This window comes from Arcicella aquatica, from assembly GCF_034928825.1.
GTDB classification, from domain to species: Bacteria; Bacteroidota; Bacteroidia; order Cytophagales; family Spirosomataceae; genus Arcicella; species Arcicella aquatica.
The window spans coordinates 62,294-87,700 of sequence record NZ_JAYFUL010000010.1 but is presented as its reverse complement, the minus strand read 5'-3'; the positions used below and the strand labels follow the sequence as shown (position 1 = coordinate 87,700).

Sequence of the window (25,407 nt, the reverse complement as noted above, 5' to 3'; positions counted from 1 at the left end):
TCATTGAAAATTTCTCAACTAAAACCTCAGTTCTTTTGCTTTTAATCCTACCGATTCTTTTACAGCATTAAATGGCATCATGAAAAACGTATATTGATAAGGTTTCGCTTTTATTTGATACTGCTCTAAAGGTGCTGCCACATCACTCCAACTATCATTTCCTCCCACGCCCATCTGTACCAAATCAATGTTCAGGTTGATAAAACCTGCATCTTTTAAGTTAAAAGTATGTTTAGCTGTTTCGATATTTTGGTCGGTATAAGGTCTGGCACTCATGCTTAACAAACTATCGGCTACTACCAATAATCCTTCTTGTTTTTTGTTAGACAGATACATCCAGCGAACATCTGTTCTATTGCCATTCTCTTGCGGAACGGCATAAGGCTCCATAAAATCTTGAATATTTTGTTGATAAATTCCTACATCAAATCCATAACGACGGTCAACATAGTTTTCTAATGCTCCTCTGCCATACCACGTTATGTTGTCAAAAGTGCTTTCAATACCACACTGCATCCCAATCTTAGGAATGTTAGGGAGTGCAGGAGACGCTTTAAAATCATAGTTTACTTTTACGACGCCATCGCCATTAATTGTATAATTTACTTGCACTGATGCACTGTCATTTACTAAAGTATAATAGCTAGTAATTATTACGGCGTTCTTAGAGCTCATCTTCACGGTACAACTCTTTGTTTTTAACGCTACATTATACCATTGTTTTAACTTGCGCTGAGCCTTCCATCCACGACGGTCGTTATCAGTCAGTGGACGACTAAATTTTGGCAATAATGGATTAAAAATCTGTTCTTTACCTTTGAATAAATAGGATACTAAAGCGCCATTTTTCCTGTCGATTTTTATTTGAAAACTTTTCCCACTTAATAAAAATGCATTATCTGTTTCTTGTAAATCAACAGTAGCAATGGTTTTCTTCTCTGAATGATGTGCAATTAATGTAGTTAAGGCAAATTGGTTAGAAGCTACTTCAAAACCTTTGTCTGCCCATGCTTCTTTTTTGGCTAAGGTAAAGTGTAATGTTGCAAAGTATTCTGTGTTTGCTTTGAATTTAGGTAAATACGGTAGGATATTAACGAGCGTATCACTTCCTGCTGAAACGTTCATTTTAGGCAATTCTTTGGTAAAAAGCACTTTGCCATCTTCTATTACTGACAACAAAACCGTATAATCACCCAAAGATTTAGTAGCATGGCGATTTGTTATTTTAACAATTCCTTTCTCCGCATTTTCTAACCCAGATTCCACGCCTTGGAATACTCTTTTACATTCATACATCGCAGCTTTAGGTCTTCCGTCAGAAGCAACAACTCCTTTAATGGTAAAATTATCGAAGTATTTTTCCCCAAAGTCGCCACCATACGCATAAAACTCTTTGCCAGAAGCAGAATCTTTTTTCAATAATCCTTGGTCTTTAAATTCCCAAATACACCCTCCTATTACTCTTTTCGTTTTACGGAATAAGTCCCAGAACTCCTTTAAATTTCCTGCACTATTTCCCATCGCATGGGCATACTCGCAAAAGAAAATAGGTCTGGTATCACCATTTGGCTGATTCGCCAATAATTCAGGCGTGTACATGGCTGGGTACATTCTACTAACAATATCTACATAATATTGATCTAACGGATTCTGGAGACGATGCGAATGGTCATTAGGCTTTAAATATTTCGGATCTTTATTATCCATATACCCTTCCATATTGGGACTTCCCATCGCTGGTTCATAATGCACAGGACGAGTAATGTCAAAATCGTGTATCCAAGCAGCCATCGCAGCATGATTTGGTCCGCGACCAGCTTCATTCCCCAAGCTCCAAAATATAATAGAAGGGTGATTTTTATCTCTTAAAGCCATCCTACTACTTCGTTCCAAATAAGCCCCTGTCCAAGCAGCATCATTGCTTAGTTTTGAGCCTAGCCCATGTGTTTCCAGATTGGCTTCATCGATAACCATAATACCATATTCGTCACATAAATCATACAAATGTGGGTCGCTTGGATAATGACTTGCACGGATACAGTTAAAATTGAAGCGTTTGATGGTAAGAATATCCTGTAGAATATCTTCTCTGGATAATGCCTTACCTTTTGTAGCATGATGGTCTGGACGATTAACGCCATACAAATACGTTACTTTTCCATTTATTAACAATTTGCTATTTTCTTTTGAAAATTCAATTGAACGAAAGCCTAGTTTACAGCTTTTAGCTTCTAGCACCCGTCCCAGACTATCTTCTAAAGAAAGCACTAACGTATATAGATTAGGGATTTCGTCACTCCATTTTTCAGGGTTTTTAACTTTGCTTTCTAACACGCCAAATTTGGCATTATCTAACCTTGGATAAATTTCGTTGATGATAGATTCAACACTTTTTTCGAGAGGCTTCTCAAAAATAGGTAAATTATTCTTATCATATAATTGCGCTTTCAATTGATAGCCCACTACCTCTTTTCCTGTAAGGTTTTCTATTCTTGGGCGAATGCTAAGTAAAGCATCTTTATAATCCTTATCTAATTTAGTTTGATAAAAAAAATCTGCAATTCTGATTTTAGGCTCAGCATGAAGATATACTTCACGATGGATACCACTTAAACGCCATTGGTCTTGGTCTTCCAAAAAAGACCCATCGCTCCAACGGATTACCCACACAGATAAAACATTTTCCCCTTCTTGTAAATAAGGCGTAATATTGAATTCAGAAGAAAGAAAACTATCCTCAGCATACCCAACAAATTTGCCATTTAACCATACTTTGTAAGCCGAACTTACACCTCCGAAATGTAGGGTGACATTACTTTCTTTCCAATTAGCAGGAATTGAAAAAGTACGCTGATAACAGCCTACACCATTATAATCTTTAGGAACGAAAGGCGGATTTACAGGTCTAAAAGGATACACCGCACTTTTATAAATAGGTTTGTCATACCCCTGCATTTCCCAATTAGAAGGCACAGGGATTGTTTTCCAACCCATTACCCTACTTTTATAAAAATCTTTCGGAGCATCTGCAGGTTTTAAGGTAAAGCTAAAATCCCAGTTACCATTTAAAGTCAAATAGCGATTGCTCTTTTCTCGATTGCCCGAAATAGCACTCTGAATATTATCAAAAGAATAGGCTGTTGCTCTGGATGCATCCCTATTAATCCCACTGACGGTTGGGTCTTCATAAGGCTCAATTTGGTAAACCGTTGGAGCATTTGGCACAGCAGCTGGTGTTTTATCAACCAATTGTGCGAAGCTTGCAACATGTATGAAACAGCCTAAGAAAAATAAATATTTTAACATCTTCATTTGATATATACTAATAAACAGCTTCTAAGATAAAAGCAAACTAGATTTCAGTAAGGTATTCATCTTTAAATGAAAAACCCCAACCAGCACGATCATGTGGTTTTGCCATCCCATTCTTTATTTCCAAAGGATAATCAATCAATGGATCAATCCAGTCGAATGATTCTGCCCCTACTCCGTTTGAAATGGTACAAAGCAGTGGAATATCATAGTCTTTGTAATAATGTGGTAAAACAGGAATATTATAGCTACCCGCCAATGCTGCACTATTTCGCCAAGCCTCTACCCCACCCAATCGTAAAATATCGGGTTGCCAAATATCAATGGCATTTCTTTGTAATAACTCTCGAAGTGGTAAGGTAGAATACTCTCGTTCACCCATTGCCAAAGAAATACCAGCTTGGGTTCTTAATAATTTATATCCTTCAAAATCTGCATGGTCGATTGGCTCTTCAAACCACTGGATATTTAATGCTCGGGCTGCTCTAGCCAATGCTAATGCGTTTGGGACTGTCATACCTTGGTTAGCATCCATCATAATGTTGATGTCGTTTCCAACAGCTTCACGAACCAGTTTTAATCGTTCCAAATCCTCTTTCCATTCAGGCTTTCCTACTTTTATCTTTACTGCCTTGAAACCACGGCTTTTATAATTGCTAACCTCGTCAATTAATTCAGCTGTCGTATATGAAATCCAACCACCACTACCATAAATAGGCACTTCCCTCCTTGACGAACCCAATACTTTCCAGATAGGTTGGTTTAATATTTTACACCAAGCATCCCACATGGCAATATTAAAAGCTGCTTGTGCCCAACGATTTATACCTTCCATTCCAAAGTATTCGTTGGCATGGTTTAGCTTTTCGAAAACTTTTACGGTATCAAAGACCTGTTCTCCAACCAACATTTCACCGACGTCTTTTAAGGCTCCTGCAATGGCTCTAGGACTGTATTGAAAACTCAATAAATATGATTCACCAATAATTCCATTTGTGGTTTCGATTCTTAATACTAAAAAGGAGATTTCAGTCAACGTGTGCGTAGCATCAGAGATAGGTTTTGCTAATGTAGCTTTTGCAGTAAAAACTGAATTTTTTTGGATTGAATACATATTAAAAGCGATTGTATAAAAAATCAAAATTAATAGTAATATACCTGTATTATATATAATATTTTCACAAGATATTGTAGGATGTTTGCATGAAAGTCAATGCCGTTTTTCAGCATTAAGTAGATGCACAAATGTTTGAGATATATTAATGCCATTTTACTATTAGAGTGCGACTTAAGTCGCACTCTAATAGTAAAATGGCATTAATCGTTTTTATGGTTGACTCTCTAAGAGCTTCACTGGGCCTAATAAACCTGATTCGTACAAGGGCTTGCCTTCTAAATATTTCATCGGCGCAGTAGTTTTAGTAGTTCTTTTATCTTCAGACAAAAGCATATCACCCATTAACCTATTCGCCCACGTATTAGTTACTTCTATTGTTAATTCATTGTTGCCAACTTTCAATGCTTTGCTGATATCTACTCGATAAGGAGCTGTCCAGACAATCCCACAAGAGACACCATTTACTTTTATTTCGGCGAGGTTAGCGACCTTTACTAAATCTAGCCAAATTTGTTGGTTCTTATTTGGCAAACTATTCATTTGAAAGTTTTGATGGTAGTCGGCTGTACCTGCGTAGTAACGAATTAAAGAATCAGCATTTAGCGACCAATCACTTAAAGATTCAAATGTTTTTGAGACTGTTTGATTTGCTTTTGTACTGCTAAAATTTACATTCCAAGACTTGTCTAAAGTCTGAATAGGCTTGAATTCTTGCCAATTTTTAACTTTGTTAGGTTTTGTTATAGCTTTATCAGCTTTTGAAATATTGACAAAGTTGTCTTTAAAAATTACAAAAACTGAGGCATTTGCATCCAATTTTAACTTCAAATTTGTTCTACCGTTTTCAGTTTTCCAAGCATTAGGCGAAAAAGTTTTATCATTCACAGCATCGTACAATTGAATATTTTTCCCTTTTGCTCTTAAAGAAAAATCTAATACTCTTTCCTTATTTTCTTGATTAGCAAGAAAGTACAATTCCAAATCCATTGCTTTTCTATGCGTATAAGCAATGCCTTTGGCATAGTTTCCATGTTCATCTTTTACAATCACATCCTGCTCAATACCGATTTTGGCTAAAGTATTAGCCTCATAAGGACTTTTTACAACTTTCCCTTTCCCGATTGTTTTATAGAAAATTTTGTTGTCTCCATCTATCATTAATTCAAAATTTCCTTCCCAACATTGTTTTGCAAATGTTGCTACAGCATCGTTACTTTTTGTTCCGAATTCAACTATTGGTTTGTCACCAATAATCAATGTAGCTCCTTCCTTTACTAATGCTAATAATTTTTGAGCCGTTTGCGCAGACATTCCATTGGCATTGGGTGTCATTTGGTGTTTTTTAGGCAACACTAATACACTATAGCTAGTACCATCCCCAAATATAACTTTCCCATTGTTCACTTTAGCAGTATTTAAAAGCGCATCCTGACTAAAAGAATCATAGGCATATCCCTTTAAAGCATTTACCCAGTTTTCAGGGTCAGCCATGTTAGCCGAATGTGTAACGCTTGTAGGAATTTGTCTTAAAGGTTGTCCTTCATTGGTTAACCTTTTGGCTTCGGCATCAACGACCTCTTTGCCAAATAATCCGCTTAATGTTGGTACTAGTCGGTCTGGCAAAACCGAACGTCTTGGAATATCATCTCCTACAAAAACGGCTAAATCGGCAACTGGAGCCCCTATTTGTAATAATTCCTGACAACGTTGTGCATATTCAACCCAAGCTTTACCTGTTTTCCACCAAGTTTGGTCTCTCTGAAAATACAAACCAACACCATCCAAAGTCATACCAGGTTTTCTATCCATCCAAGGATTGTGCATGAAAACATGATACACTAATTTATTAATTCCTAAAGCATAATTTCGATCTTGTAGGGTTTTTAACATCGCAGGATGTTCGTTCCATGTCATTCTTAAAGTAGTGAATGCTTCTGCTTGAATGACGGGCTTACCATAAATATGTCCTGCCGAAATGGCATCGAGCATATCGTTTGGTTTGTCGTGCGTGGGGCTATTCAACCAAAATTCCCCCATTGGCACATCTACTAATTTATAGTGTGCTAATCCGTCACTCGTCATGGTTGGAGCAACACTTTCAGCAGTGAATTTCAACCCATTTGCTTTGGTTAATTCGGCTAGTGTCTTATAAAATTTATCAACCACCAATTCCGAAACTGTCTGACGATAATCGTACAAAAACTGTTCTGAAAATTGATTATTTTCTACTGGTAGTCCTGTAACGATGGGCAAATACGGCAATATATCATACCCTCTTCTTTTTTGAAATTCTTCTCTGAAAACCGATGACCAATTCTGACTTCCACATTCCCAACTATCTACATGAAAAACTTTCAAAGCTTTTTTACTCAGTTCTGGTCCAAGCTGACGTTGGGCTTCTCCAAACCAATTATCAAACTGCAACTTGATAGCAATAGGATTAAATTTATCACATTCTAACCCTTTACCTGCTCCGCCAGTAGCATTAGTATGTCCTGTTGAAGTATGACCGACACGCAGAATCGTCCAAGAACCAGCAGGGGCCTCCCAAACTAACTTCCCATCTGGCGTAAGTTTATCAGTGATATTGATGATTTTATTGAATGGAACACACAGGTTATCAGGCAGTTGCTCTGAAGAACTTTGCTTACTTATTCGCCATACTTCTGCTGATTTACCTTCAAACTGATGAATAATGGGTTCAGACGATAATTCAATCCCGACAGTTTTAAAACTTGGTTTCCACTTTGCTGCATCTAAATCTTCTGAGCCTGGTTCACTACCTGTTTTATCATATACAAAACGGAAGTGTTTAGCCGTTGTTGGCACGATTGAATGAGTAATATTAGCATCTGTATCTTGCCAGCCATGTCTGGGAGATTCTAGTCTTCCGATAGACCTAAAACTCTTTCCATCATCACTCACTTCAATCAATAAACGTTGAGCTTGATAATTGTTCCCTCCTGTTTTTACAACGATTGTCCTACAAGTAAAAGGATTTTCAAAAGCATACTGAATCCAGCATGGCTCATCGCTTTTAAAGCTCTCTTTGTTGCCCTCTTTTACTAAAAACTGTGGATTGATATCGGGTTTGTTTGAACTTACAATGGGTACAATGTTTTTAGTTGATTGCCCTGCTCCCGTTAAAGAAGGAAACGCATATACTGCTATGTCTTTGTAATAATGCTCGTTGCTACTAGGTTGTGCCAACTGTATCTCTATACGTTGATTCCCTTTTATATACACTTTTGACGAAACTACTTTTTGCATAGAAAGTTCAGGTGTAATCCACGGCCCACCTGCCAAAGCAAAACCATCACTAACATGCATTCCCATTTCTAGATTCAATCGAGCGGCTTCATTCATAGAATGTTTCACCATGTCCCACCAAAGTGGTGTTAACTGTTCGGCTACTGGGGTAAAAATTGGAGGATTAGTCGCACCTTTTATAGGCATTAAATAGGCTCCTCCTATTCCAGCTTCTTTCATGGCTTCCAAGTCTGCGGTAATACCTTCTTTAGAAACACTTGCCTGCATCCAATACCAAAATACCCACGGCTTAGCAGCCTTAATGCTTTGTTGATTTTGAGGAATAATAGTAGCTAATCCTCCTTTAGATTGTCCCCAACCATTATTTGCACTGCAATAAAAAAGCATGCTTATCAATAAAAGCCTACTGATTTTATTGATAAGTATATTCTTTTTACTCAAAAATGTATGTTTAGACTCGCTCATTTCTTAGTTTCTATAATAATCGTATCCGACTGTAAACCTTCTGCACTAGCTTTTAAAACTATCTTTCCTGTTGTTTCAGAAGCCTGTACAATAGCTAAACAAAGTCCGTTGAATGCTCTTCTATAATTGGCTTTAAAAGGTTCTAAACTAGCTTGATAGCCATTATCTACTCCCACAATTACACCTTCTCCTTCGATGCTAAAATTCACTAAATGATTGGCCTCTGGAACAAGATTTCCGTTTTCATCAACGATACTTATTTTTACAAAGGATAAATCCTTGCCATCTGCTTTTATCAATTGATGGTCTGCTGTTGCTTTTATTTTAAAAGCTTTTCCTGCTGTTTTAATTTCTTGTGTCAGAATTATTTTCCCAGCTTTTCTTGAAACTGCTTTAAGTGTGCCTGCTTCATAATTGACCGACCATTTTACATGGAATTCATCAGTTCCTTTTCGTTTAATCCCTAAAGATTTATCATTCAGAAATAGCTCTACTTCATCCGCTTGTGAATAATATGCCCATACATCAACGGTCTTGCCTTTTTCCCAATTCCAATGTGGTAATAAATGCAAAACAGGTTTATCTGTCCATTCACTTTGGTACATGTAATACACATCCTTAGGAAAACCCGCTAAATCAATGATTCCAAAGTAGGCACTACGCGCTGGCCAAGGATAGGGATGTGGTTCTCCTAAATAATCAAAGCCCGTCCATACATAAGTGCCTGCGATAAAAGGAGCATTTTTTACAGCTTCCCAAGCTTCTTCGTGGGTGGTTCCCCAATACGCCGCCACATTGTCATAGGCCGAAAGTGTCCAATCAGCATTTCTAGGCTGTGTTTTTACATCTCTTGATGAAAGTTCAATTTTTTCCTGAGGCATTTCATAGCGTCCTCTCGATTCTAAGGCAGAAGCTGTTTCTGAAGCAATAAATTTTTGATTAGGAAAGTTTTTGGGGAAATCTGGATAGCCCTCGTGTTTATAATTGAATCCTAATAAATCTAAAGCCCCCGATTGAAAGATGAAATTTTTAACGGGTTCATTTTCTGTCAATGCAGAAGTAACTATACGAGTACTATCTAATTTTTTCACAATAACTGCTAATTCTCTCGTAATGGTAATACCCGTACTATCAAACTGTTCTCTGATTTCATTGCCTATACTCCACATAAAAATAGCAGGGTGATTGCGGTCTCTTTTAATAAAATCCTCTAAATCTTTTTGATGCCAAGCGTTCCAGTCAGCTGAATAATCTTTCTTTGACTTCCTTTTTTTCCACATATCAAAAGCTTCATCCATGACGATAAAGCCCATCTTATCGCATAAATCTAAAAATTCTGGCACAGGAGGATTATGAGCAGTACGAATGCCATTACAACCCATTACTTTTAATAATTCGAGTTGGCGTTCCATCGCTCTCACATTTACAGCAGCACCCAATGCTCCTAAATCATGGTGCATACAAACGCCTTGAATCTTGGTGGGTTTTCCATTGAGTGAAAACCCTTTTGCTGAATCAAAATTGAAAAAACGCACTCCTAATGGTATCTCATACACATCTATTTCTTGATTATTCTGATAAACCTTCGTGACTATCTTATATAAGTAAGGATTGGTGATTGACCAAAGTTTAGGTTTAATAATCTTCAATTGTTGAAAATGTTTACCTGTACTATCTTTTATCGAAATGTTTTTAGATGTTTTGCTCGCTATCGTTTTTCCATCCGCATCAATAATACTTGAAGTAATGGTAACTGATTGAGTTTTGTTAGTTTTATTGAGTAGGTTTACTTCTATACTTACTTCCGCTTCTTCTGCATTTACTTTAGGAGTGGTTGCAAAAACGCCCCATTGGTCAATAGCAATCGGGGCAGTCATAATCATTCTTACATTTCTGTAAATCCCTGAGCCTGTATACCAACGAGAATTGGGTTGTTCAGAATTATCAACTTTTACGGCAATTACATTTTTCTCTTTCCCAAATTTCAAATACTTAGTCAGCTCATATCGAAAACTAGCATAGCCATTCGGTCGTTTGCCTAAATAATGACCATTAATCCAGACTTCACTGTTGCGATAAACGCCATCAAATGTTATCCAAATTATTTTATGCTGTGCGGTTGATGGCATTAAAAAACTTTTACGATACCATGCTAAACCTGTAGGCAAAGCACCGCCTTGAGTAGTAGACAAGTGTTCTGCACTAAATTGTCCTTCTATACTCCAATCATGGGGCAGATTCAATGTTCGCCAATGAGTATCGTTAAACTGATTAGTGATAGCCTTTTCGTTATTTTCAAATGAAAATTTCCAAGACTTATTAAAGTCGATTGTTTCTCTACTTTTTTGTTGAGCGAAACCTTCAACTGTGACTACAATTAGCAATAGTATATAAAAGAATTTCTTCATTAAAATTGACGTGGTTTAAATACTAATTCTTACTTCACAAAAGTCTTTTTACTTTTCCCTAAATCTTTAGAGGTTGCTATTGCTATCCCTCTTTGGTCTTTTTTATTGACAGCGCAGTAAAAATGGTAAACGACTCCTTTATGCTTAACGACATAAGATTTATGCGCATACAATTCATCATAAGGTTCGGAAGATTGTACCAAATTATCTCCATTCCAATCTGTCCAATGAATCAAATCTTTTGAAGCGGCAAAACGGTTGAATGCGCCTTTTCTATCTTTCCAGAAAGCTCCGAAGTAAAACATTACCCAAGTATCGCCAATTTTTTGAATAACTGGGTCGCCAGTGATGCCAACAGGATGTTGAATGATTGGCTCATCAATCATTCTTTTCCAATCAAGCATATTATCCGAAACTGCCATCCCGATACGTTCGAACCAACGAGTTTTTACATTGTTCTTAGCAGAATCGCCATTAGCATTATAAAACATTACAAATGGATATCCTGTAAGTCTTTGCTTATCCTCAATGACAGTGCTTTTAAATAGTTTTCTATTTTCCCACCATCTTACATCAGCATCTTTTGCGGTTAAAATTGGTGTGGGTTTTCTTTTCCATTCATGTGCCGTTGTGGGGTTTTCGGCCGTAAAGGCTATTCCTGCCGATAAATCCCCTGCCTCATAGCCACGCATATTTCCTCCAAAATATGACATCCAATATTTTCCATCATACTTTTTCAAAGCATAGCTTCCCTCCCATTTGGTATCTCCCAAAGCTACATATCCTGCTTTTTGGCTTCCATCCCACTGTGTAGAATCGGTAAAGGACATGATTTTGCCTACATTTTCCCAATTCAATAAATTATTACTTTGGGCTAACCACGTTTCATACCCTTTTCCTCCAAAAATCAAGTAAGTCATATACCATTTCTTTCCTTTTTTAAAAACAGTTGGACAATCCATTTTCTGAGTATTATCTTTGGGCGTCATCACTAAACCGTATTTATAAGGAGTTTTGACTGCTTGATAAATGGCTTGCATTTCAGCATCAGAAATATCATTTTTTACTGTCTGAGCACAGGTAGCAATAGCGCATAGGACAAACAAGCCTATTAGGGTATTCGTGATTTTCATTTTTTGTTCTTTAAAGACTTTATTAATTCTCCACCACAAAATGGTAATTCCCTGAGCCTACTTTCAAGATTGTTTTACCATTACTAAATCCAATTTTCTCAATCCCTTTCATTGAAGTGGTTTCTTTAATGTTTGAGGTATTTTTTGAGGGTAAATAAATCATAGCAGAAGCATTAGCAGGGATGATGACCTTTAATTCAAAGGAATTATTGGTGTTATTCCATTCCGAGCGAATCTTTCCATAAGGCGAATCGTAATATCCTTTCACGAAACTAAGGCCGTCGACAATTTGTGGGTTTATTTCAATACTTTTAAAAGCATGTCCATTTTCTGGTTGTTTGATGCCTAATAGTCCGCTATAGAACCATTCCATTAAATGTCCCAACATAAAGTGATTGTTAGAAACCGAAGGCAATGCTTGCCAAGATTCTGTCAGAGCAGTAGCTCCCTTTGCTAATTGATAGCCATAGCCTGGTACATCAGAGCGATTGTTCATGTCAAAAATCACATCTGAACGCCCAGCATCTTCTAAAACCCTTAATACATAGCGGTAACCAATATCCCCCGCACTTAGGCTATTGTTTCTACCTTTAATTTCTTGAATCATGTTTTCCACTACCGCATCTTTGTCCGCAGGATCCACTAATTGCATATAAACAGCCATGGCATTAGCCGTCTGACTACCAGTAGCATACTGTTTGGTTACCCTATTGAAGAAGGTATCATTAAACGCTTTTCTTACTTCAATAGCCAAATTCCTATATGTTTGTGCGTCATCCGTTTTATGTAAAATAGTTGCTATTTTCTCTAGTATTGTTAAATCATAGTAATAAGTAGCCGTTCCCGTAACGCCCATCGGAGTTAGTTGTGATACCCCCGGAGGCTTTGGACCAAGGTCATACCAATCACCTAGTCCTTGTGATAAGATATGATTTTTTGCTTTTTTGCCTAAGTAGGTTATATAGCGTTGCATCATCGGGTAATTTTCTTCCAATGTGTTTTTTTCTCCGTACCATTCATACAAATACCACGGGACAATAATACCACTACTCCCCCATTCCGGCGAATCTCTGAATATATCATTACCACCCCATTCAAATTTCACATACTCTGGTGCAATGGCAGGAATTAGCCCCTCAGCAGTCTGAGAGTTTTTCATGTCTTCGATGCCTTTTTTCAATAAATTTTGAATATTGTAATTATATCGAACTGAACTCCCCATTAAATGGAGTTCTTCTAACCAGCCCAATTTTTCACGATGCGGACAATCAGTAAATACAGAAACCATATTACTCTTGATACCCCAGTCAATCAATTTATTGGTCTTGTTGAACAATTCATTTGAGCTACTAAAGTCACCAGCTGTTTCGGCGGCATTTCTAATATGTAATCCCTTCAATTCAATGACTGTTGGCTTATTACCAGTATTTTCTTGTCCTTCTGGAACGCCTCCTTTTACTTCTAAGTACCTAAACCCATAATATGAAAATCGAGGTTGCCAAGTTTCAATACCATCACCTTTTAGGATATATTCAAAATAATAAGGACTACCTGTGGCTTTTTGATTGGCAGAGCCATCTTCCTTTATCAACTCGGCAGGAATAACACGAACAGTATCGCCCATTTTCCCTTTTACTTTTAACTGAATAATTCCGGAAGCATTTTGGGCTAAATCGTATATCCAATTACCAGAAGGAAGTTTCTTGATACTTTTCGGTAAAAAGTTATCAAACACTTTTACAGGTTCTTGCATTTGTGAAGTGAGTTCAATATCTCCCTCTACAACCATGGCAGATTTCCACGTTTGGTCATTAAACGTTGGCGTATCCCATCCTTTTTGTGCTAAATTTGCATTATAGTTTTCTCCTCCATAAATACTTGAAAAAGTAATAGGACTTGCAGTCATCTTCCATGTATTATCACTCACGATTGTAGCGACAGAACCATCCGAATATTCTAAGGCTAAACGGCAAATCATTTTTGGGTAACCAAAAGAAACTTTCAGTTTTCTATAACGTTCTTTTACGGGGGGAATATAATAAAATCCATTTCCCAACATTACACCTACTACATTCTCACCTTTTTGTAGCTCTTGGGTTAAATCAAATGTTACATATTGTGCTTGCTTATCGTATTTAGTCCAACCTGCATCTAAAAAATGGTCTCCTACTTTTTTACCATTCAAACTCATTTCAAAATGTCCTAAGCCTGCTATAAACATCGTCGCTTTTTTTACAGTTTTGGTTATCGCGAAGCTTTTTCTGAAAATTGGTAAAATATTACTTCCTTGTATTTTGTCTTTTTTTCCATCAGTTGGCAAACTATTTACCAAAGTATCAGCTAATTTTTGGTTGGTAATCCAATGAGCACCTCTCCAATCGGCTTTATTTAATAAACCCATTTGCCAGAAATTAGCTTTACTCCATCCAGAAATATGGGCTTTGTTATCCCAAGTTTTCACCTTCCAGAAATAGGTCTTCGTAGCTAGCAAAGGCTTTCCTTGATAACTTACTTGAATAGAGTTGTCTGAAACAATTTTGCCAGAATCCCAAACATTGCCTTGATTTTTAGCCAATGACTCGGGGCTATCAGCCACTAATATTTGATATGCACTTTGTAAGACATTGCGTTGTGAAGATTGTATTTGCCAACTAAGTTTTAGAGAAGTAGTTTGTACACCAAGAGGGTTCAAACGACACTCGCAACGTAAATTACTGATTTGTAGCGTTTGAGCAATAGCATTCAACGAAAGTAAACAACAAAACAACAACGTAATTGTTTTCATACAAAATGTATTTCTCTTCATTTTTCTATATGTATTTTTTTGTTGACAGGCTATCTCAAAAAATAAAAGTTATGTTAATTTCTTGGAATAGTTCTGTCAGCGTACAAAGTTAAGAATAGCCAAAAATACATATTTGTACCATTTTCTCAATGTATTATACAATTTTATCTTTAAAAGGGAAGGCTCAATTGTACAATGTATGCATTGAAGTAAAATAGTGAAACAGCAGTGAAATATTGATTGATTTTTTGGAAAGATATAAAAAATCCGATAATCAACAGGATGTGATACTATCAATTATCGGAAGTATAAAAGGTGTATTCTTATTTACTGATTTGCTTTATCTAAAAACAGATTGGTAAAAATTCAGTACCTCCTGTGCTAATTCGTCTACACTAATCGAAACTGTATTGCTTACGTGCAATCGATACAGTTGGGTATAAGCTTGTTCATCACCTAATTGGAAGACCTCCCACAGTTCCTGTTCCTTATTTAGCCCTTCCGTGGTTTGATTCTTTATTATCAGTAGTGCTTTTAATGTTACAGGCCTCTATTCCCTTTATTTTTAGTATCTTATTACCTCCTATGCTTCATTTACTATACTATAACAAAAACGACTTTTATGGGGCTATCATTCCTATATGATTATTAAAATATTAAAACGACTTTTATGGGGTTAGTATTTCTATGTTATCCGCAAGACTGTCTTAGTTTCTATTAAAAACGACCTTTATGGGGTAATAATTTACTTAATATTCGATTTATCCTACTATTAAAATAAAATACTAATTGCTTAAAACGACTTTTATGGGGCTGAAAAGAATAGATACATTAAATTGTTATGATTCCTTGAATAAGCACATATCAAAATCTTAAAACGACCTTTATGGGGTGCTTTACTATTAGTTTTTATACACCTCAATATCAGACTGGCTAAACATCAAAAACGACTTCTATGGGGTATAAACTATTCCTAGCTTTTACATTTTATCCTTATTAAAACTTAGCTTGTAATAAATCTTTTTAGCAATGGTACTATTTAGATGAGAATTTAACATTAATAAATAGGCATTTGGAAAAACGACTTTTATGGGGCTGAAATAAATCATCTTTTAAGCTCATACAATTTTATAATAACGACCTTTATGGGGTCAGCCTTATTTTATCTTTAAAAAAAATTATAATATCATTCAACAGGACGTTTGAAAAAATATTCTATAACATTCATGTTTAAAAACGACTTTTATGGGCTTCATTTTTTTTATCGCTATTTTTTAAAAAATAAAAATCAAGAATTATTCACCATCAAATACTATTTGTTGTCTTTCTTTTATCTTTCTTTTCTTTTGTCTTTCAGGGTTTATAAATGACTGAAAGTGAGCTTGTTGAATCCTATTAAAACGACCTTTATGGGGCATATCAACGACCTTTATGGGCTATATCGACGACTTTTATGGGGTGCATCACGACCTTTATGGGGTTCATCAACGACTTTTATGGGCTATATCACGACTTTTATGGGGTTTCAAATAACGACCTTTATGGGGTGCGATAAACGACCATCTCTTTTTTGTTGTCGTTTTATTTTGATTTTATAAATTTATCTATTTTTTTTGTAAAACGACTCAACAAAGTTGTAAGTCGTGTATTCTATTTTTCATCTCAAACTGTTGGAAAGCGAATGAGCAAAGAGAAAAGTGATAAAAGAGACAAAGCAATCAATGCAATATCAAACGATCCTTATAGAATAATCAAAGGTAATCCAATTATCAATGCAAAATTTGATATTTCAGCCATTCAAATGAAAATCTTTTTGCATATGATTGCCAGTATTGATCAAGCAAAAGATTCAATTCCTATCATAAAAATAACAGTAAAAGATTTTCAGCGACTTACGGGTATCAATAGTAATAATATTTATGCACACGTAGAAAAGGAAGCAATGAAGATGAGGGAAAAACGTATTTTTTTCTCAAACAACAAAATCACCTTTGATGCCAACCTTATCAGTGCTTTTGTATATTATAAAGACGAAGGATATTTTACCTTAGAAATCCCGCAGGCACTCCACCCCTTCCTCTTACAAATCAAAGAGAATTTTACGGTATTAGATATTCGAAATATTTTAAGGCTCGATAGCGTATATGCTATGAGATTTTATGAATTCTGTAAAGAGTATGAGCGATTTGGTAAATTCAGGTTTGACGTCGAAGAACTGAAAGCAACTTTAGGGCTATCGGCTAGGTATAAAAACTATTTTGACTTCAAGAAAAAAGTAATAGAACAAGCAAGGAAAGAACTTTCTCAAAATGCAGAAATATATTTTGAGTTTCAAGAAATCAAAAATGGAAAGAAAGTTGAAAGCATAGAGTTTATCATTAAAAAGAATATCATTATCAACGATGATATTCAAACTATCTCTATCATTAAAAACAATGATTCCGAAGATAGTATTGAAAACGAAGAGCCTTCAATTGTTGAGCAAATTTTTGCGAAAGTCAAGGACTATGAAATTACGCTAAAAACAGTTGAACATTGGGTAAAGGAAGTGCCAGAAGAACAAATATTATTGGGGGTTGAGTATGTTTTAAAGGAAGTAAAATCAGGCAAGCAAATTATCAATGTTGGGGGGTATTTGAATCAAATGGTACGAAATCCTACTTTATTTGAAAAGAAGACATTAGACAAAGCCGAAGAGCTTAAGAAAACCCAACAGAAAAAAGAAGTACAAAAAAAGCAAGATGTTGTTGATAAAATAGAAGCCAAAAGAGAAGAACTAAAAATTGCTTATTCAAATGCTAAAAGAGAAGTTGCCTTAAAAATTTTGCAGACAAATCCAGGGTTATACTTATTAATTTTGAATAAATTACAAGGGAGTTTATTGGGGCAAATGAACTACAATAGTTACATGAATTATTGCGAGAAAAAGCTATCTAATGAATCTTTTATAAAATATTTCTCTGATGATGCCTCGTTCTTTGCGGGCGTTATGAATGTCATGTCTTCTGAATTTCCTGATATTGTAGCTGTAAAAGCTCAATTTGATAAAGTAGCCAATCGTTTAGGTGTACAATTGATATAAAAAAACCAAAGTGACACGCTGTCACTTTGGTTTTTTTGTTGGTTTGATATTGAAGCAAAACCAAAGTGACACGCTGTCACTTTGCTATAAAATGTCCAATAATTGATTAACTCTGTCAAGAATAGATTCGCAATCACTTTTGTTTAAGCTACCTTTTGCAATTTCTCTAATTTCACTTTGCAATTGAACTACTTGAGGGCTCAATTGCTTTTCTGGAGAAGGATGGTTGATTTTTGATAATTGACTATTAATCTCTTCGATACTTTCTAATGGACTAGTCGTTTCTAGTTTTGAAATAGCATTGATGGTAGATTTTGGTAGTTTTTGTTTTCCCGTCAGAACTTCTTGTTTTAAATCAGTTGATAATTTATTTAAACCAGATGCAAACTCCCCGTCTCTTTTTATCGTTCTGCTACTAACACCATATTCTGTAGCAAGTGCTATAGATACATCCTGCTGCCCTTCATTAGCAAACTTATCGCCACCTCGCATTGATTTTTGTTGAAGATAACGAAGCCCTCTTAAATAAGAAGCTTGTTCAGGGGTTAAGTTTCTGCGTCCTAATTGGAAATCAATCATGTAGTCTTTCACTTCATCTAACGAAGCAAATTTCAACAGATTGATACGATAATCTAAACGATTCTTCTTACAAATGTCATACCTATTGTGTCCATCAATCAACACAAATACAGGCGTATTGCTATCATCAATCTGAGCAATGGCCGCTGTAGTTTCCCAAATTGATAGCGGGTCTTTTACACCATGTTTTAGAATGTTAAGTTCTAATTGATTTAATTCATCCACTGTAAGTGGCGGAATTAAATCACGCAATTGATCGATGACTACAATTTGACTCTTTATATTTTCTTCTGATGATAAAAGAGAAGGGCGAAGGTCGCTAGTTTTCTCTTTCATAATATTCATAAAATCTTTTTTTGCCATATTAAAGAACCATTATTTCTGTTGCTAGATTGTGATATTGAATCCAAGAGGAAGATTTGGGTGCATAAGTAAACAAATCTTCTTTGGCTACTTGCGACTGCTTAATCACGGTTGAGCCTTCAATAATAGTGTTGTAAATGTGAAAACTTTTAAATTTTTCTTCAATGTGTGTCATCATACTTTTGTGTACACTTTGGTTTTTATGCACCATCGTAAATACAATGCCTTTAACCGTTAGAGTCGGATTAATATAAGCACGCACTTCAGCAATCCTGTTAAATAAACTTTCTACACCATGATAAGCACTGGCTTCTGGTTGAATGGGTACTACGCAATAATTAGAAGCTACTAACGAACAGGTTGTACAAATACCTAAACTTGGTGGGCAATCAATTAAAATGTAGTCAAAAAACTCTTTTACTTCATCAAGTTTCAACGAAAGGCGTCTGTCAGCACCAATAGCATTGGCTAATTCGGATTCTTTATAAGCCATTCTGATGTCAGATGGAGCTAAAAATAAACTATCAGTAATGGGAATAACAGGAAGTTCTGTATTGCTCAATAAAGCATCAATTACCTGACTTTGGGGTTCATGAATACCAAAACATTGAGATAAATTCCCTTGTGAATCCATATCTACCATCAATACTTTATTGCCAAGTAAACTTAACGCTTTCCCAACATTGATAGTTGTAGTAGTTTTCCCAACGCCACCTTTATGATTTACGATAGAGATGACGGTTGCTTTATCAAACATTGTTTCAGAATAACCATATTGTCTGAGGGCTTCGTCGATGGCAGGTAAATGTTTTGTCGGAATATCTTTCTGTTCAGCAAGTGCTTTATGTAAGGTTTTAGAAGGAATCCCAGCTTCTTTTTCAATTTGAGTTAAGTTAAGTGCTTGTTTTGAGCGTAAAAACTTAACAACTTTTTCTTGTGTAATCATTTGCTAGAAGGGATAAAAAATTATCTTTTGTAAATGTAAAAATAACTTTTTTTATCCAAAAACATTTTGGTAAAAACTTACCTAAAAATCAAAAGAAATATTGAAAATAGTAATTCTGATAAAAAAATGAGATTGTGATAAAGCAATAAATTAGCAGAGTAGGAGGGGATGTAAAATAAAGTAGGAATTATATTGCCGATTAATATATGCATAGCACTGAAATCCTTAACAAAGATATGCTTTTATTTTTTTATGGACTTCTCAGTCGTTTAAATTTGACGAGTAAACGATGTAAGTTGTTATAAATAAGCAGTTTAACAGTATTTATTGATACCATATTAAACTGCTTTACTTTTTGGTTTTTTCTTATTGAGTTAAATATTTTCTTTTGTATTCCAACGGAGTGATGCCAGTTACTTTTTTGAAGTGTCTATAAAAGTTTGAAACATTATTAAAACCACAATCAAAACAAATGACTTCAGTGGGCAGTTTATCTTCTACCAAGGCTCTGCAAGCATGACTTATCCTGATTTCAATGAGGAAGTCATAATAAGTTTTCTTAGTCATCAACTTAAAATAACGGCAGAACGATGTAACACTAAGATTGCTGATAGCAGAAATTTCTTCCAACGTAATATCCTTTTTATAGTTGGATAACGTATAAGTACACACCTTATTCAAGCGAATAGTATCCGATTCATTTGACTGATAAAAACTATGGTCAGTAGCAATGGTAGTATATTCATCTGTTTCCGCAAGGATATTCAGAATAGATAATAATAATATTATTCTTTCCAGATTACTTGCTTTGGTTACTTCTAGCATCAACTTCGCTACTTTCTCGCGGGCTTCGCCGCCAATAACCATTCCGCTTTTTGCTTTCTCATATAATTTAGGAATCATATAGACTTCTGGCAAAGTCAATAAGTATTTTCCTAAACAATCTGGTAAAAAATGAATGACAATTGCCTCAACACAAAGGTCGGGATTGTTTTCAAAATATTCTTCTTTACAACGCCAAGTATGAGGTAGGTTTTCACCGATAAGTACGATTTCTCCATAAGAAAAGTTGCTGATATTATCACCAATAAAACGAACGCCCTCACCCTTAATGATATAGTGCAATTCGATTTCTGGATGATAATGCCAGATAGTATCAAAGTTCGGCCTTATATCATGACGAATGCTGAATGAGCTTTCAGGTTTTACAGGAACTTTATGAAAAAGTGGCTTCATTTATAATATATATTTTATTTAAAATAATTTTTTTGATAAAGAGTTGAACTATTATAATGCACAACGAATAGAACGAAAATTCCTTGAAATTATGCTTTAAAGCATCAAATATAATAATTCATAGTTAAATTATGACAATATCATATACTAAGTTGGTAAAAATTTACACTAAAATTCCTTTTTCATTGATGAAATTTGTATTCAAATCTAGTAATATCCCATTTCTCCAAAAGATAATATATTATAATGATTACGAAGGGTTAAACTTATTAAAGCATTTTTTCTGTAAAGCCTAAAAGCATTGAAAGTAGAATATATACTTACTGCATAACAGGAATGGATGGTAGAAAATTGAAAATTTTAGGATTAGTCTGTGTAGAGATAGATTTTTATCTTCAAGAAATAGAGATGATAAATTAGTACAGAAAACAACAGCTTTATCAAATATTAAAATGGAAAGAATAGGAAGAAAAATGATGGTTTTAGTGATGTTGATTATTTCAACACCAACAATGCTTTGGGCTCAGGATGTACAGACGAAAGAGCAAAAAGATGCTAATTATGTAAAAATGATTACTGACCGAGCAGCTAAAATTGTAGCTACTCTTGGTTTAACGAATGCAGATGCAAGCATCAGAGTAAGAGATATTATCAGTCAGCAATACAGCGATTTAAATCAAATACATGAAGCTAAGAATTTGAAACTAAAAGTAGCCAAAGAAATAGCGAAAGATGATAAAGTTAAAAGTGAAGCTGATATAAAGCAAGCTGAGGCAGAGGCTAATGTTGCTATGGATAAATTACACGGAGAATACCTAAAAAAATTATCTAAAGAGCTTTCAGCTAGTCAAGTGGAGATGGTAAAAGACGGCATGACTTATAAAGTTTTACCTATAACTTATAAAGGTTATCAAGAGATGCTTCCAAATCTAACTAATGAACAAAAGACGCAGATATTAGCATATCTTACTGAAGCCCGTGAGCATGCGATGGATGCCGAATCGTCAGAAAAAAAACATGCTTGGTTTGGAAAATACAAAGGTAGAATCAATAATTATTTATCAGCGGCAGGGATAGATATGAAAAAAGCAGGCTTAGAATGGGAACAGCGAATAGCCGCTGCAAAGGCATCAAAGCAAAATTAGTAGTACAATATAAAGGCAAAATATGTTTAATATTATCATAGAAAAAATAGTGCATGATAATATCTCATAATATCTTGAAAAAATTATATACAAAATTAGGCTTTCATTAGCCTAATTTTGATGCGTAATATTTTTATTCAGGTGGGCTATAATTTTGCCTTTTTTTGAATATAAATATTTTGTGAAAAAACCACATAAAATTTAGTTAGTCACTCGCTTTAGTAGCAATCAAGTGATTCTTATCATTTTAAAAATTAAGATCCCAACGTAATTATGGAATTATTTTTACAACCACAGCCTAATTTGGTAAAGAGGTCATTGATGACTTACTCACCGATTTTGGCTTTACTTTTGTTCTCAGGAACATCCTTTGCAACAAAACATAAAGAGGTCGTTTCTTCGACACAATCAATTTCAGTAATTTCTAAAGCAACTACTCCTGTTAAAGGAATTGTGAAGGATATTTCTGGAGTAGCGATTCCGGGAGTAAGTGTAAGAGTGAAAGGAAGTAAAACAGGAGCTGTAACTGATGCAACAGGAGCCTATCGTTTAGATTTACCTAAAGGGGATGAAACGTTAGTATTTACTTCGGTTGGTCTTAAAACTCAAGAAGTAGAAGTTAAAGGTCGTTCTGAAATAAATTTAACCATGGAAGATGATGTTTCAGCATTAAATGAAGTGGTTGTAGTAGGTTATGCACAGCAAAAGAAAATAAACTTGACTGGAGCTGTTGCAGTAATTGATATGAAAGCTATTGAAGATTTACCAGTAGGAAGTTTATCAGCTGCTTTAGTAAGTCAACAACCAGGAGTAGGGGTATCTGGTGGAACGAGTCGTCCAGGTGATAATGCTTCTATTACTATCCGAAATCCGATATTATTGTCTAAAGACGGAGGCTCATTACGTCCATTATACGTTATTGACAATGTAATTCGTACAGAAGACGATTTTAACGTATTAGATGTATCAGAAGTAGAGAATATTTCTATTTTGAAAGATGCTGCCGCGGCTATCTATGGTGCTCGTGGTGCTTACGGTGTTGTTGTGGTAACCACTAAAAGAGGAAAGACTGGTACACCGAGATTTTCTTATAGTACTTCATATGGAACATCGGATGCTAAATTGCCTACCATGATGAATGGTTATGAGCTTGCAACTTACACAAATGACTATAACTTTCTTGCGGGAAAAAAAGCTACAGATAATAACTCAGTAATTTATACACAAGATGAATTAGATTATTTCAAAACACATAGCCAAGATTGGTTGAGTGATGCATGGAAAGCTTCAACAGTTAGTCGCCATGTGATGAACGTGAGCGGTGGTACAGAAAAAGCAACCTATTTTGCTGGTATTACTTATAACAACCAAAATGGTAATTTTGATAAAATTGACTTTAATAGATGGACATTCAGAGCAAGTACAGACGTTAAAGTATCTTCAAATGTAAGAGTTGGTTTAGGCTTGTCGGGCGACTTATCAGAAAAGAAAAGATATTTATTGAAACAAGGTGGTTCTGATAATGAAAAAGATTACAAATCGTTAATTTATGCAGCACCTTTCAGACCTGCCTATGTAGATGGTCTTCCCTTAAACACTACGGGTGGTGGTTCAACGAGTGAAAACTTTCACTTCTTTGAAGCTCAGAAATCAAACAACTATTTGTTGGCAAAAAATAATGGGTTGAACATCAACGCTTACATCGAATATGATATTCCATTTATCAAAGGATTAAAAGCAAAAGCTACCTACAATAGAACATTTGAGAATAACTTCGGGAAAGAATTTGGTACAAAATATACGCTTTACAACTTTAATATGTTGGGAACAAACAAACATATTTATGGTGGGGGTGTAAAAAGTACTACATCAATTAGCAATAGTAACCGTATTTATTTCGCACCAAACTATTCTGATGTATATCAGTTGAATGGTTATTTAAACTACGACCGTACATTTGGTAAACACACTATTTCTGCAATAGCATTATTTGAACAATCAGAAACGTATTCAGATGGTATCACTTCGTACTTGGATAACTTAGTGGATGGTGCACAAGACAACGCTGGATATGCTTTAGGAGGAACAGCCTCAGGTGCGGGTGTAGGAACAATTGCTGAATCTGAATCTGAATCTGGAAGATTATCATTTGCTGGTCGTGTTAATTACACATACGCAGGTAAGTATTTAGCTGAATTTGCAATTCGTAGAGATGCTTCTACCAACTTTGCTCCTGAAAATCGTTGGGGTACTTTCCCTTCTCTTTCAGTAGGTTGGGTTATTTCGGAAGAACCATTCTTTAAAAACAATGTACGCTTTGTCGATTTCTTAAAATTACGTTTATCAGGAGGTCTTACTGGTATGGACAATACCAGAGCTTATAACTGGTTAAAAAGTTATAACCTCATCCAAACAGGTAACGGCCCTGTATTTGGTGGAAACCTTGACCGTGCTGGTATCTTCCGTTTGAAAAATGCTATTCCTAATCCAGATGTGCAATGGGATAGTGATACTAAATTGAATGCTGGTATTGATGCTAATTTCTTGAATAATAGACTTTCGTTTGGATTAGATGCATTTTATGATCATCGTTACAATATGCTAGTTACGCTAGCGTCGTCTGTTCCTTTAACGGTTGGAGCTGCTCTTCCTTCTGAAAACTTTGCAACCATTGATGGTTTCGGTACAGAAATTTCATTAGGGTGGGCTAGTAAAATCAACAAAGACTGGTCATATAAGGTAAGAGGCTTCTTCTCATGGAGTGATAATAAGCAAATTAAAGTGGATTATGACAAAGGGCTTACTGGTACATACCTAGACCCAACAGGAAAATCTACAGACATGGGCTTCCTTGGCCTTCGTAGTGCAGGAATGATAAGAACTCAAGCAGATTTAGATGCACTTTTAGCTAAATACCCTAATTATACTATTTATGGTACAAAGCCAGCAGTGGGTATGTTGTATTATCAAGATATTCGTGGTGCGAAAAGTACAACAGCTAATCCAGACGGTTCGTACTCTTATGCTGAACCAGATGGAAAAATTGACGATAATGACAGACAATACTTAACGAATAAAAAAGATAATCACTATGGTTTTGGGATGAATTTTACAACGAGTTATAAACGTCTTTCGTTCTCGTTAGCAATGGGGGGCTCGTTTGGTGGACAAGATATTCTTGAATCAGGTGCAAGAGGATGGGGAACTTCAGCGCAGGTGAATGCAATTACTAATTTACCATCAATTTTAACAGACCATTGGACTCCAGAGAATCCAAATGCTAAGTATCCTGCACCAAACTATAGAGGTCAAAATAACTTAGATTCAGATTTCTGGTTTGTTAGCTCATTCCAAATGTCAATCAGAACGTTGAATGTATCATACGAATTGCCAGCTAACTTACTTAGAAAGTTGAATGTTAACGGTGCAAGAATATACTTAACATCAACAAACCCATTGAACCTATACAATCCTTATACTTATAAGCAGTATTCAGGTTCTTATGATGTATACCCTGTATTGCGTTCATTCTCAATAGGTTTAAATTTGAATCTATAATTAGTTAC

General features: G+C 35.4%; 12 protein-coding genes. 3 read left to right on the top strand and 9 right to left on the bottom strand.

Annotated elements, in window-relative coordinates:
• Positions 1-18: 18 nt before the first annotated feature.
• The 6 genes from VB264_RS08560 to VB264_RS08535 all read right to left on the bottom strand — a co-directional run bounded on the left by VB264_RS08560 (position 19) and on the right by VB264_RS08535 (position 14,490).
• Positions 19-3,306, bottom strand: a complete 3,288-nt coding sequence (locus tag VB264_RS08560; RefSeq protein WP_323248486.1) for a glycoside hydrolase family 2 TIM barrel-domain containing protein — start codon at positions 3,304-3,306, stop codon at positions 19-21.
• 46 nt (positions 3,307-3,352) lie between these two features.
• Positions 3,353-4,426: a mandelate racemase/muconate lactonizing enzyme family protein gene (locus VB264_RS08555; protein WP_323248484.1), complete on the bottom strand. Its 1,074-nt coding sequence runs from the start codon at positions 4,424-4,426 to the stop codon at positions 3,353-3,355.
• 213 nt (positions 4,427-4,639) lie between these two features.
• The gene (locus tag VB264_RS08550; RefSeq protein ID WP_323248482.1) at positions 4,640-8,164 is read right to left on the bottom strand and encodes a glycosyl hydrolase; all 3,525 of its coding nucleotides are present in this window, start codon (positions 8,162-8,164) and stop codon (positions 4,640-4,642) included.
• Positions 8,161-10,572: a beta-galactosidase GalB gene (gene galB / locus VB264_RS08545; RefSeq protein WP_323248480.1), complete on the bottom strand. Its 2,412-nt coding sequence runs from the start codon at positions 10,570-10,572 to the stop codon at positions 8,161-8,163. Before galB ends, VB264_RS08550 begins: the two co-directional genes overlap by 4 nt.
• A gap of 29 nt (positions 10,573-10,601) precedes the next feature.
• On the bottom strand, positions 10,602-11,705 hold the full coding sequence (locus VB264_RS08540) for a glycoside hydrolase family protein (protein ID WP_323248478.1): 1,104 nt from the start codon (positions 11,703-11,705) through the stop codon (positions 10,602-10,604).
• Between the two features lie 22 nt (positions 11,706-11,727).
• Positions 11,728-14,490: a family 78 glycoside hydrolase catalytic domain gene (locus tag VB264_RS08535; protein ID WP_323248477.1), complete on the bottom strand. Its 2,763-nt coding sequence runs from the start codon at positions 14,488-14,490 to the stop codon at positions 11,728-11,730.
• Between the two features lie 1,681 nt (positions 14,491-16,171).
• On the opposite strand from VB264_RS08535, the gene VB264_RS08530 reads away from it, so the two are divergent.
• Positions 16,172-17,572: a replication initiation protein gene (locus tag VB264_RS08530; protein ID WP_323248475.1), complete on the top strand. Its 1,401-nt coding sequence runs from the start codon at positions 16,172-16,174 to the stop codon at positions 17,570-17,572.
• A gap of 84 nt (positions 17,573-17,656) precedes the next feature.
• On the opposite strand, the gene VB264_RS08525 is transcribed toward VB264_RS08530, so the two are convergent.
• The 3 genes from VB264_RS08525 to VB264_RS08515 all read right to left on the bottom strand — a co-directional run bounded on the left by VB264_RS08525 (position 17,657) and on the right by VB264_RS08515 (position 20,696).
• The gene (locus VB264_RS08525) at positions 17,657-18,514 is read right to left on the bottom strand and encodes a hypothetical protein (RefSeq protein WP_323248473.1); all 858 of its coding nucleotides are present in this window, start codon (positions 18,512-18,514) and stop codon (positions 17,657-17,659) included.
• A 1-nt stretch (position 18,515) separates the two neighbouring features.
• Positions 18,516-19,460, bottom strand: a complete 945-nt coding sequence (locus VB264_RS08520) for a ParA family protein (protein WP_323248472.1) — start codon at positions 19,458-19,460, stop codon at positions 18,516-18,518.
• Between the two features lie 366 nt (positions 19,461-19,826).
• A complete protein-coding gene (locus tag VB264_RS08515; RefSeq protein WP_323248470.1) occupies positions 19,827-20,696 on the bottom strand; it encodes an AraC family transcriptional regulator in 870 nt (289 codons plus the stop codon).
• Positions 20,697-21,148: 452 nt separating this feature from the next.
• Between VB264_RS08515 and VB264_RS08510 the strand changes: the two genes are divergently transcribed.
• The gene (locus VB264_RS08510; RefSeq protein WP_323248469.1) at positions 21,149-21,841 is read left to right on the top strand and encodes a DUF3826 domain-containing protein; all 693 of its coding nucleotides are present in this window, start codon (positions 21,149-21,151) and stop codon (positions 21,839-21,841) included.
• A gap of 273 nt (positions 21,842-22,114) precedes the next feature.
• Positions 22,115-25,399, top strand: a complete 3,285-nt coding sequence (locus VB264_RS08505) for a SusC/RagA family TonB-linked outer membrane protein (RefSeq protein WP_323248467.1) — start codon at positions 22,115-22,117, stop codon at positions 25,397-25,399.
• Positions 25,400-25,407: the final 8 nt, after the last annotated feature.